Consider the following 11603-nt stretch of genomic DNA (forward strand, 5'->3'; position numbering starts at 1 on the left):
CGGCGCCGTGGCGCGCTGACTTGAAGAAAGTTACGCAACGGGACCGCCAGGGTCAAATCCCCTGTTCGACGCGCGATGGTGCTGCCATATCCGCAGGTCATCGCTCACCCGACGGTACCGAAAAGCTCTGAAGCGCGCAGATTTCCGCGAATCACACCGATGTGACGTGCGTCGCAAACCACCCTTTCGGACAGGTCACCATCCCCAGTCGGCCAGTTATGCGCAGGTCAGGACGCTCCTACGGTCGATCCATGACCGCGACCGATCTGGCAACGACCTCGACGAGCGCGCCTGTCGAACCATCGCCGGCACTCCCGTTCGCACCGCGGGCGCTCCGATCCCCGCTTGTTCCATCGGGTTTCACACGTTGTGGGCTCCTCTCCTGGCGTCGACAGTCAGGCGCCCTGCTCATCGCGCATCCCTTCGACGAACGGAGCATCTCCGATGCGGTCGTCGTCGACGGTCTCGTCGCGCTCGTCGAGGCCGGGGTGTTGGCCGGCCAGGCGCAGTTCGAGTCCGCGGCGACGGGCATCATCCGCACCGCGGCGGACACGCCCGCGGATGCCTGGTCGGCCTTCTATGACAATTCTCTTCGCGAACTGAGCACGGGCGCTTGCGCATTCGCGCCGGTCCACCGGCGGGCACGCAGTCTGATCGCGGGCCGGAGTGTGCTGGAGGTGGGGTCCTGCTTCGGATTCTTCGCCCTCGCCTGCGCGCTGGACGGCCTCGAGGTCTCGGCCTGCGACATCTCGCCGGGTGCGGTGTCGTTGCTCTCCCTGGCCGCACGCCGAGTCGGACTCCCCGTCGTCGCAACTGTGGGGAACGCGACCGCACTCCCCTACGCCGACGACTCGGCGGACACCGTCACCCTCATCCATCTCCTCGAGCACCTCGACCCTGCCGGCGCACGCACCGCCCTCGGCGAGGCGCTCCGGGTCGCGCGAAAGCGCGTGGTCGTCGGGGTGCCGTTCGAGGACAAACCGAGCCCGCACTTCGGCCACCTCGTGCGGCTCACCGAAGACGACCTGTACGACTGGGCACGATCGGTGCCACACGCCGGTGCCGAGATCCTCGTCGACCACGGCGGCTGGCTGATTCTCACGCCCGAACCCTGAGCCCCTAATGCTGAGCCCAGAAATGCCAAGACGAGGTCTCAGATGAGCCCGCGCTTGCTGGCGATGTAGACCGCGTCGGTCCGCTTCGACACCCCGAGTTTGCGAATGATGTTGCGAATGTGGAACTTCACGGTCGATTCCGAGATGTAGAGCGTCTCGCCGATACGCTTGTTGGACAGTCCGTCCGCGAGGAGTCGCAACACCTCGCGTTCCCGATCACTGAGTGCCTCGGACGTCTCGTTCTCACCTGACACCGCACGCAACACCACGGCCGCACTGCGCGGGTCGAACGCGCTCCCGCCACCCGACACCGCCTGGATCGCGCGCACGAGTTCGGTCGTGTCGACGTCCTTGACCACGTATCCCCGGGCACCTGCCCGCACGGCGCGCACCACGAGGTCGTCGTCGAGAAACGTGGTGAGCACCAGCGCCGCGACCTCCGGGTGGCGCTGCGCGATCTCCTTGATGAGACGTAATCCCTCGTACTCGGTGCCGGCGGACAGCTTGAGGTCGACCACCACCACGTCGGGACGTCGCGCGTTCACCTCGGCGAGCGCGGCGTCGGCCGTCCCCGCCTCGCCGACCACCTCGACGACGTCCTCGCGTTCCAGCAGCGACCGCATGCCCTGCCGCAGCAGAGCGTGGTCGTCGACCAGAAGCGTCCGGATGGGACGTCTGATGTCGTTGTCACTCAATCGAACTCCTTGATTCCGAGCGGATCGTCGGCGATGGCGGTGTTCGTCGAGCCGACCGGCAGCGCCACCGCGACCCGGATGCCGCCGATCCGCGACCGTCGGATCCGCAGTTCGCCCCCCAGCTCGGCGGCGCGATACGACATGTTCGCCAGGCCGCGGTGCCGTCCGGCGGTGAGATCGCCGAGCGAGGCGGTGCGCATCACCCGGCGCAGATGCTCGGGATCGCCCACACCGTCGTCGTCGACCGACAGTGCGACCGTGTCCGCGGAGTAGGTGAGAGTCACCGTGACCTGGTCGGCGCGGGCGTGCACAGCGGCGTTGAACAGGGCCTCGCCGGCGATCCGCAGCAGGGCGTGCTGGACTTCGTCGGTCAGATCCCGCGCCCGGCCCCGCACATGGACAGCCGTCGTCAGGTCCGGTGGCATGTGCAGCGAGCACAGTTCGGTCAGGACGTCGCGCACGCTCGGCGACGGTGCGTTCGTCGCGTTGTTGAGCGCGTAGATGAACGACCGCAGCTGTTCGACGGCTTCCTTGGTCAGCCGGCCGGCCATCTCCAGGCGGTTGAGTGCGGGGCCCTCGACGAGGTCGCGGCACAGTTCGATCTGCACGCCCGCCGACAGCACCGACTGGGTGACCGAGTCGTGGAGTTCCCGGGCGATCCGTGCGCGCTCCTCGTTGAGCACGGTCGCACGCATCGCGGCCGACAGCTCCCGCTGGGTTCGTTCGAGCTCGGTGTTGCGCTTCGCCAGTTCGATTGCGTGCCTGTCTGTCTCGGAGAACAACTCCGCGTTGAGCAGCGCGACGATCGCCTGACTGGCCAGGATGCGCAGGACGACGAGGTCGGTCGGGTCGACCATGCGGCCTACCGGTGTCCAGGCCGAGAGCCCCCCGACGACGTTGCCGTCGAGTTCGACCGGGACGTGGACGTGGTCCTCCTGCAGGATCGCGCCGTGCAGGACGGTCTCGTGTCCGCGCAGGATGTCGTTGAGCCGATTGAGGACCTCGTCGGGCAGGTCGTCGGGCGCGTCGGCCCGCTCGGAGCCCTCGAAGGCGTACAGCCGGCCACTTCCCGCGCTGATCAGGTGGCGCGGGGCCGATTGCTCCAGCCGTCCATCTGCCAGCGCGAAGACGACCCAGTCCGCGCCCAGATGGTCCCGCGCAGCCTCGACAACCGCGATGACGAGTGCCTCGGGCCCCTCGGCGGTACGGACGAGAGCGCGCGAGATCCGCTCGAGTGCCCCGACCACGCGACTCAACCGCGCCTCGACCCCGCGCAGCGCCGCATAGTGACTGCCCTTGACACTGCGGAGGCCGACCAGGCTGTCGAGGTCGGCCTGTTCGGGGAGCGCGCTTCGCTCGGGCGACGGACCGGTCATCAGAGTGCTTCGGCGTAGAGATCCCGGATGCCCGCGGCCTGCGGTCGCCGCGGGTTGGTGGTCATGCACGAGTCCGCCAGCGCGTGGGTGGTGAGGCGGTCGAGGTCGGCGGTGCGGACGCCCAGCGGTTCGAGCGACGCGGGCATCCCCACCCGGGCACCGAGGGCGGCGATGGCATCGGCGAGCCGGTCCGCGACGGTCCGGGCGTCGCCGGAGGTCTCGACCCCGATGGCGCCGGCCAGGTCGACGAAACCGTCGGCACACACGTGGGCGTTGTAGCGGATCACATGCGGCAGCAGGACCGCGTTGATCGCACCGTGGGGTGCGTCGCAGTGTCCGCCGACCGGGTGACTCATCGCGTGGGTCGCGCCGAGGATCGCATTGGTGAAAGCCATCCCGGCGCGCAGCGCGGCCAGTGACATCTCCTCGGCCGCCACCCGGTCCCGCGGATCGTCGACGAGACGCTCGAGATGCGTCCACACCCCGCGGATGGATTCCAGCGCAAGCGAATCCGTGAGCCGCCCGTGCGCGAGCGAGACGTAGGCCTCGACGCAGTGGGTCAGCACATCCATGCCCACCTGCGCGGTGACCTCGGCGGGCGCGGTCATCAGCAGGGTCGGGTCGCTCACGGTCACGTCCGGCACGAGTGATCGCCCGATGATGGTCACCTTCGTACGACGGTCGGCGTCGTTGATGATGCAGAACTGGGAGACGTCCGCGCCGCTGCCGGCCGTCGTCGGCACCGCGATGAGCGGCGGAAGCGGCCGCCGGGCGCGGTCGATCCCCTCGTATTCCAGGATGTGACCGCCGTTGGCGGCCAGTACGGCAACCCCTTTGGCCGCGTCGATCACCGAGCCGCCGCCCAGGGCGACGAGGCCGTCGGCGTCGTGCGCCTTGTAGGCGAGGAACGCGGCCGCGACCTCGCCGGACCGTGGGTTGGGCGACACATCCAGGTACGACGACGCATCGAGGCCGCCGGCCCGCAGCCCGGCGATGAGCTGTGCGTACCACGGCGTGCGTTCCAGACACCGGTCGCTGACCACGAACGGCCGGCGCATCCCGAGTCCCGCCGTCGCCACCGGCACCTCGCCGAAGGCCCCCGGTCCGAGAACGATCTCCGGCGTGTGGAACTTGGCGACCTGGCCCGATGTCCGCCGGCGCGCGTCACCCAGCATCCGACCTGCCTCCCATCCGTCCGCCCCGACCGCCCGGCTCACCGGTACCCCGACGCTACCCACGTCATCTGAGCGCCGCACCCAACTCGTCGCAGCGCGCGAGCATCTCGGCGCCGTCACGCACACTGACGACGCCGCTGCAATGGTCGGCGTAGTCGGCCATCGCACATCCGGACTGCGCCCAGTAGCGTTCGGGTTCCGGTGTGATCCAGGCGATCCGGTGAGATCGGCGACCCACCTCGGCGACCAGGTCGACACGCGGGTCGAGTCCGTTGCTACGCGCGTCCCCGACGACGAGCACCGATGTCCGCCTGCCGATGAGGTCGCCGAACTCGCCCAGCAACTCGCCGAACATGCGCCCGTAGTCGCTGGTCGCGGCGAGGTCGAGGCCGTCTGCGGCGAGCACCGCCGCGAGTGCCGAGCCGGCCGCCGCGGTCCGCAGGGCGGTCGTGACACGCACCGGCCGATCGACGAATGCGATGACCTCACAACGGTCGCCGAACCGGTGCAATGTCTGTGCGAGACGCAGGATGAACCCGGTGACCGGACGGACCGAGAGCGAGACGTCGACGAGGACCAGCATCCGGACCGGACCGGGCCGCCTGCGACGACGCCACAGTTCGGCGGGCACGCCGTCGGTCGCGACCGCCGCGCGCATCGTCGCCCGGATGTCGAGGGCCCCGCGGTCGACCGGGCGGACAACGCGCCGCGGCGCGCCCCGCATGCGCTGGATCAGCCGGTGACATGCACGGTCGATCTCGGCCTGGTCGACGTAGGCCTCGGCCGGACGGTCGACGCCTGACACCGCCTCGACGGCGCCGGCGTCCAGCCGCGCGACCAGCGCGTCCACGAAAGCACCGAGTGCACGTTCCAGTTCGGTCCTCCGGACGTCGCCGAGATCGTCGGTGCCGTCGACACCGTAGGCCTTGCGCGGATCGTAGGCGTCGAGAGCGGCCAGGATGGCCGAGGCACCGGCCAGCCCGAGTGGCCGGCTCGAGACCCGGGCCGCAGGTCCGGTCAGTTCGCCTACCGTCGACGAGTCGGCGGTGTCGACCTCGACGGTGTACGTCACTCCCCCGCCGGTCGTTCCGCCATCCGGGTCGACACCGAGCTGCTCGGCTCCGGCCGAGACGCTGAAGTCGTTCTCCTCACGGTGAGCGCTCTCGGCGTCGCGGTGCCCGGCATCGGGATCGTCCGCCATCAGGTCGCCGATCTCGTCGGTGTGCTCGTCGGCACCGATCTGCCGGGCAGCACCCTCGAACTCCTCGTCCCAGACGACGTCATCGGGCAGTTCCGCCGCGACCCCGCGCGCCCGGGGAAGGTCGTCCCCGTCCGCCGGATCGGGTTCGGCGCCGAGGAAGAACAGCTCGAACGCCCGCGCGAAACCTGCTGTCTCATGACCGTATTTGACGCAGACACTCTGCAGTGCCGCGCGGAGGACAGCCGGTTCGGCGGCCCCGACCATCGCCAGGGTGCGGCGGATCTCGATCACCTCGGCCGGCGAGGCCGCGACGCCGGAGCTCCGCAGGACCCGCCCGAACGCGACGGCGAGCAGATCGAGCGGGTCTGCGCACCTCGACGTGGCAACCGGCATGGAGGTCACCGCCATGGAGTTCACCGGCCCGGTCGGGCACCCGCGCTGCGGGCCCGTCCGGCACCGAACGCGCGCGCGGTCACCGACCCGCCGGGCGTCGTCCCGTCGACCCCGATCGGCGATCCGGTCGCCCGCGAGCCCCCGGCGTCGGACTCGGCGGACAGTGCGCGCCGGGCGATCTCGCCGTCGGATCCGAATTTCACGAGCAGAGCCAGCAGCGCACCGTGATGGTGCGCGTCGATCGGCGTGCCCGGCTGCCCGTCCCGGCTTCGGAGATAGGAGGCGGCCCGTGCGGCGTCGATCACCTCGGCGATGGACGGGCTCTTGCGCAATGGGAGGTCCCGGAGGCGACGCGCGAGGTCGACCACCTCACCGATGACAGTCTCCTCGACGTCGGGTGCGCGGACCGCGACGATGTCGCGTTCGGTCTGCGGATCCGGATAGTCGACCTGGAAGTGCAGGCAACGACGCTTGAGCGCCGGCGAGAGTTCACGGGTGTCGTTGGAGGTCAGGATGACCCACGGCGACGATCGAGCCGCGAACGTCCCCAGTTCGGGGACCGTCACCTGGCGCTCGGCGAGGACCTCGAGCATGACCGCCTCCATCGCCTCGTCGGTGCGGTCGATCTCGTCGACGAGGAGGACAGTCGGCGACGACGACGTGATGGCCGCCAGGAGTGGTCGCGCGACCAGGAAGTCCTCGGTGTAGACGCCGACCTCGGCGCGCGCCAGTGCCGAACTCGCGGCCGAGAGGGTCGTCTCGGCGGCGAGCTCGGCACTGATCCGGTCCCGCAGCATCTGCACGTGGAGAAGCTGTCGTGCGTAGTCCCATTCGTAGAGGGCGCGCGACTCGTCGAGACCCTCGTAGCACTGCAGCCGGACGAGCTCGCGACCCGATGCCGCCGCCAGCGCTTTCGCCAGCTCCGTCTTGCCGACCCCGGCCGGCCCCTCCAGCAGGAGGGGCCGGTCGAGGAGCGTCGCGAGATGGACGACGACCGCCAGTTCCGGACCGATCAGGTACCCCTGCCCGCCCAGGGCATCGGTCAGCTCCTCCACCGAAGGGAAGGAACGGCTGTCCGGGGTGCTGTCCTCGGTTGCTGCCCTGGGTGCGCACACGTGCGTCATCGGATGTCGGACTCCTTGTCGGCCTACGGTTCTCGGTACAGGTGGGGATCTCGGATCAGGGTGCAGGCGGGCGCGCGTCAGTAGCTGCCGGTGAAGGCGTGCGCCACCATCGGGATCAGCGATTCGACGGTGCTCTCCCGCGGATTGCCCGGCGTGCACCAGTCGTCCATCATGTGCTCGGCGATCGCGCGGATCTGCTTGTCGGAGGTGTCCATGGTCTCGCCACGACCCTCGTACTTGCCGGTGTTCATCCGGTTCTTGTCGTAGCTGCTCGTCGACAACTGACCGAAGTTGTCCGGGATGCCGAGGTCCTTGGACAGCCGGATGGCCTCCTCGACGGCGGCGTCGGCGGCCTGGACCGTGGTCATCTTCGACGTGTCGACACCGAGCAGGGCCGCGATCTCGGCGTAGCGCTCGAAACGGGCCGGGAGGTTGTACTCCCACACGCGGGGCAGGGCGATCGCGTTGTTCAGGCCGTGATGGCTGTCGTAGAACGCGCTCACCGCGTGCGACAGCGAGTGCACGAGTCCGAGACCACCGGAGTTGAAGGCCTGTGCGGCGATGTACTGGGCATGCATCATGCCGGTTCGGGCTTCGAGATTGCGCGGGTCGTACACCGCGGTACGCAGATGGTCGCGGATCAGCTCGATCGAGTACTTGGCATTGCCCAGCGAGGGCGCGAAGTCCAGACGCGACACGTAGGGCTCGCTGGCGTGGGCGAGCACGTCGAAGCCGCAGAACGCGGTGAAGTGCTCGGGGCACGTGTAGTACAGCAGCGGGTCGTCCATGGCGAGATCGACGAGACAGGTGTCGTCGAAGGCCACCCACTTGTGCGGCTTGTTCATGTCCGACGTGTCGGTGATGACGTAGGCCCAGGAGGTCTCCGACCCCGTGCCGGCCGTCGTCGAGACCGCGATGTGCTTCGGGTTCTCCTTGTTGGTCGCCTTGGAGAAGCCTTCGAACTCGTTGATGTTGCGACCGTCGTGGGCGATGACCATCCGCGCGCCCTTGGCGGCGTCGTGACTGGAGCCGCCGCCCACCGAGATGATGCCGTCGCACTTCTCCGACTGGTAGAGAGCTGCGGCGTCCATGCAGTTGTAGTCCTTGGGGTTGGACTCCACCTGGTCGTAGAGCACCACGTCGACGCCCTGGTACTCGATCTTGCCGATGAGCTCCTCGATGATGCCGGAGCCGCGCAGTCCCGTGGTCATCAGCAGCGCGCGGGTCATGCCCAGGTCCTTGGCCTCCACACCGAGCATGTCGTGTGCGCCGACACCCAGTTTCGCCTTCGGGAACGGGTGGAACTCCTTGATCGGGAAGTCCCAGATCTGGTTCAGCTCAATGGCCATGGTGGTGAACTCCTTGTGACGGTTGGGTCTGTCACAACGAGAATGTCGCCCAGATCACAACCGGGACAAGGGGTCCTGCCCGTACTCGACCACAGTGCACCCGCAGGGACGGGTCGGTACCTGCCCGATCGGACAGGTTCAGTCGCGCACGCGCTCGATCTCGCCCCCGAGACTGCGCAGGATCTCCACGAAATGCGGATAACCCCGGTCGATGTGCTCGACGTCGTGCACCTCGGTCACGCCGTCGGCGACGAGTCCGGCCAGTACGAGGCCGGCTCCCGCGCGGATGTCCGAGCACCAGACCGGCGCACTCGAGAGGCGGTAGATCCCGCGGATGACCGCGTGGTGACCGTCGGTCCGCGCGTCGGCACCCAGACGGATCATCTCCTCGACGAACCGGAACCGGGCCTCGAAGACGTTCTCGGTGATGACCGACATACCGTCGGAGATGGACGCGAGACCGATGGCCATCGGCTGCAGATCGGTGGGAAAGCCGGGGAACGGCAGCGTGGAGACGTTGACGGCGGTCGGACGACGGTCGTGCCGGACCCGGAAGCCGTCGTCGAAGGTGTCGACCACGGCTCCGGTGTCCACCAGTTTGTTCAGGACCAGTTGCAGGTGTTGGGGTTTCACGCCCCGGACGGTCACGTCACCGCGCGTCATCGCGGCCGCGATCCCCCAGGTGGCCCCGACGATGCGGTCCCCGACGACCCGATGGGTGGTCGGCTGCAGCCGGTCGACGCCGACCACGGTCAGCGTCGACGTTCCGGCTCCGTCGATCCGTGCGCCCATTTGCTGCAGCATCACGCAGAGGTCGACGATCTCCGGCTCGCGCGCGGCGTTGTCGATGGTGGTCTGCCCCTCGGCCAGCACGGCCGCCATCAGGATGTTCTCGGTCGCCCCCACCGAGGGGAACTCCAACGCGATCGGTGCGCCGATCAGCCTGTCGGCTTCGGCGACCACACAACCGTGTTCGATGGAGCTGGTGGCGCCCAGCGCGCGCAGACCCGCCTGGTGCATGTCGAGTGGCCGCGACCCGATCGCGTCGCCGCCGGGCAGCGCGACGACGGCTCGATGGCAGCGCGCCATCAGCGGACCGAGAACGCAGACCGAGGCGCGGAACTGCCGGACGGCCGCGAAGTCGGCGTGGAACTTCGGTTCCGCCGGGGCGGTGATCGACACCGTCTCGCCGTCCATGTCGACGACCGCACCCAGACCGCGGAGTACGTCGGCCATCAACGGGACGTCGGCGATCTCGGGTGCGTTGGTCAGCACGGTCGTCCCCTCGGCGAGGAGTGCGGCGGCCATCAGTTTCAGGACGCTGTTCTTCGCGCCGCCCACTGCCACCTCGCCGGACAGACGCGCTCCCCCGGACACCAGAAACCGATCGCTCACGACTGCCACCTTAACCGTCCGGGGTCACCGGCCCACCGGCCAGTACGTCCTCCGACCGTGCGTCCGATCCCGTGGGTCCGGCGCAGTACATTCGACGCATGGCGGTACACCTGACGAGGATCTACACCCGAACGGGCGACGACGGCTCCACCGGGCTGAGCGACTTCTCCCGGGTGCCCAAAACCGATCCGCGTGTCGTCGCCTACGCCGACTGTGACGAGGCGAACGCCGTCATCGGTCTCGCCCTGGCACTCGGGGGTGACGTCCCCGACGACCTCCGGGAAGTGCTCACGACCGTCCAGAACGACCTCTTCGACGCCGGCGCCGACCTCTCCACGCCGGTCGTCGACGACCCCGAGTACCCACCGCTGCGCATCGCGCAGGATTACATCGATGCCCTCGAGCGCTGGTGCGACTCCTTCGGTGTCGATCTGCCCGCACTGGACTCGTTCATCCTGCCGGGCGGCACACCGCTGGCTGCCCTGCTGCATCAGGCACGTACGGTGACCAGACGGGCCGAGCGCTCGGCGTGGGCCGCGGTCGCCGCCCACCCCGACGACACCAGCCTGCTGCCCGCGAAATACCTGAACCGGTTGTCGGATCTGCTGTTCATCCTGTCGCGGGTGGCGAACCGCACTCGCCCCGCCGCGGGAGGCGACCAGCAGGGCGCGAACTCGCCCGGCGACGTCAAGTGGGTTCCGGGCGGCAACCGGCAACGTCCCCCGGCGCGGCCGGAATCCTAGGCGCTGCGGCGCCGCTGCGATCTCGCGGACTGCCGGGATTCGAGCCAGGACTGGAACGCGGTCACCGCACCCGGGCCCATCGCCAGTTCGTAGTCGTCCTCGGCGCGGCCGGCGGTCTGCACCTGCAGGATGAGCATGCCGTCGAGGATATCCGTCTCGGTGCCCTCGGGGGCGCGACGACCGGAGATCTCCATGCCCTGTCGTGCGAACGTCACGTTCGGCCCCGGTTTCAGCGACGTGAGCCGGTAGTAGCGCAGAGAGTCGTCGCTGTAGTGCACGGTGCCGTGACGCCATCCCTGGTCGACGCCGGCCGGCACCGTGCGCAGCAGGACCGGAGTACCCGCGCGTCGGAGTTGCGCCAGACGCAGCGCCAGGAAGCCACACAACAGGAGCGCCACCGCCAGCAGCACACTGAGCATCACGACCGCCAGCGACATCACCTACTCCTTCGTGCAGTCACCGCGGATAGGCGAAGCGTCGAACCCGGTAGGGCTCCAGACGGCTTGGGCTGCATACACGCGGGACAGGGGGCTGTGGAACAAGCATGCCAGAACGTGCACATGAGACGCCAAACGACCTCGGCAGGCCATCGGAGAATTCCGATGGCCGGCCGAGGTCGGTCGTTGACCCGAACCGCTCGCGCGGCTCGCTCTACCGGGAAAGGTGTTGTGCCGCAGTCAGACGCGCGTGAGCACGGTGGTACTCGGGCGAATCCGGCTCCGCCTCGTCGAGCGCGGTCTTCTCCGCGTTGACGTCGACGTCGTCGGCCCAGTCGGCCGACTCCGCCAGCACCGTGACGGCCTCGCCGGTGACGGAGAGGAACCCGCCCTCGACCGCTGCCGCACGACGGTTGCCGTTCTCCTCGACGATGACCACGAAACCACCCGGGACCAACTGGCCCAGGAGCGGCTCGTGGTTGGCCAGGACACCCAGCTCACCGACGGTGGTCTGCGCGATCACGAACGTGGCCTCTCCCGAGTACAGGCTCGAATCCGCGGAGACAACCTCGACGTGGAAGGACTTCTCAGCCATGGCGA

The 11603-nt window shown here is 68.8% G+C and carries 11 protein-coding genes; 2 read left to right on the forward strand and 9 right to left on the reverse strand.

Annotation, left to right across the window (positions count from 1 at the left end):
* The first annotated feature begins 251 nt into the window (after positions 1–251).
* On the forward strand, positions 252–1115 hold the full coding sequence (gene mftM / locus AMD30_RS05690) for a mycofactocin oligosaccharide methyltransferase MftM (protein WP_055474984.1): 864 nt from the start codon (positions 252–254) through the stop codon (positions 1113–1115).
* A gap of 38 nt (positions 1116–1153) precedes the next feature.
* Here the strand turns inward: mftM and AMD30_RS05695 are convergent, their stop codons facing one another.
* The 7 genes from AMD30_RS05695 to murA form a co-directional block, all read right to left on the reverse strand.
* The gene (locus AMD30_RS05695; RefSeq protein ID WP_010842994.1) at positions 1154–1810 is read right to left on the reverse strand and encodes a MadR family response regulator transcription factor; all 657 of its coding nucleotides are present in this window, start codon (positions 1808–1810) and stop codon (positions 1154–1156) included.
* Positions 1807–3186: a MadS family sensor histidine kinase gene (locus AMD30_RS05700; RefSeq protein ID WP_010842993.1), complete on the reverse strand. Its 1380-nt coding sequence runs from the start codon at positions 3184–3186 to the stop codon at positions 1807–1809. Before AMD30_RS05700 ends, AMD30_RS05695 begins: the two co-directional genes overlap by 4 nt.
* Complete coding sequence (locus AMD30_RS05705) at positions 3186–4361, reverse strand: iron-containing alcohol dehydrogenase (RefSeq protein WP_055475108.1); 1176 nt, start codon at positions 4359–4361, stop codon at positions 3186–3188. Before AMD30_RS05705 ends, AMD30_RS05700 begins: the two co-directional genes overlap by 1 nt.
* Before the next feature lie 64 nt (positions 4362–4425).
* Complete coding sequence (gene madC, locus AMD30_RS05710) at positions 4426–5970, reverse strand: MadC family VWA domain-containing protein (protein ID WP_010842991.1); 1545 nt, start codon at positions 5968–5970, stop codon at positions 4426–4428.
* 5 nt (positions 5971–5975) lie between these two features.
* Positions 5976–7079 (reverse strand): MadB family AAA-type ATPase, encoded by a 1104-nt coding sequence (locus AMD30_RS05715; RefSeq protein WP_010842990.1) that lies wholly within the window; start codon positions 7077–7079, stop codon positions 5976–5978.
* Between the two features lie 77 nt (positions 7080–7156).
* A complete protein-coding gene (mdo, locus tag AMD30_RS05720) occupies positions 7157–8428 on the reverse strand; it encodes an NDMA-dependent methanol dehydrogenase (RefSeq protein WP_010842989.1) in 1272 nt (423 codons plus the stop codon).
* A gap of 138 nt (positions 8429–8566) precedes the next feature.
* Positions 8567–9823 (reverse strand): UDP-N-acetylglucosamine 1-carboxyvinyltransferase, encoded by a 1257-nt coding sequence (gene murA / locus AMD30_RS05725; protein ID WP_010842988.1) that lies wholly within the window; start codon positions 9821–9823, stop codon positions 8567–8569.
* 98 nt (positions 9824–9921) lie between these two features.
* Here murA and AMD30_RS05730 point away from each other — a divergent pair, with 98 nt between their 5' ends.
* Entirely contained in the window at positions 9922–10566 is a 645-nt protein-coding gene (locus AMD30_RS05730) for a cob(I)yrinic acid a,c-diamide adenosyltransferase (RefSeq protein ID WP_055474985.1), read from the forward strand.
* Here AMD30_RS05730 and AMD30_RS05735 read toward each other — a convergent pair.
* Together AMD30_RS05735 and AMD30_RS05740 are read right to left on the reverse strand one after the other, a co-directional pair.
* A complete protein-coding gene (locus AMD30_RS05735) occupies positions 10563–11003 on the reverse strand; it encodes a DUF2550 domain-containing protein (RefSeq protein ID WP_055474986.1) in 441 nt (146 codons plus the stop codon). The genes AMD30_RS05730 and AMD30_RS05735 overlap by 4 nt on opposite strands.
* A 214-nt stretch (positions 11004–11217) precedes the next feature.
* On the reverse strand, positions 11218–11598 hold the full coding sequence (locus tag AMD30_RS05740) for a F0F1 ATP synthase subunit epsilon (protein ID WP_055474987.1): 381 nt from the start codon (positions 11596–11598) through the stop codon (positions 11218–11220).
* Between the last annotated feature and the right edge of the window lie 5 nt (positions 11599–11603).

The sequence above is a fragment of the Gordonia sp. HS-NH1 genome, assembly GCF_001418765.1.
In the GTDB taxonomy this organism is placed as follows: domain Bacteria; phylum Actinomycetota; class Actinomycetes; order Mycobacteriales; family Mycobacteriaceae; genus Gordonia.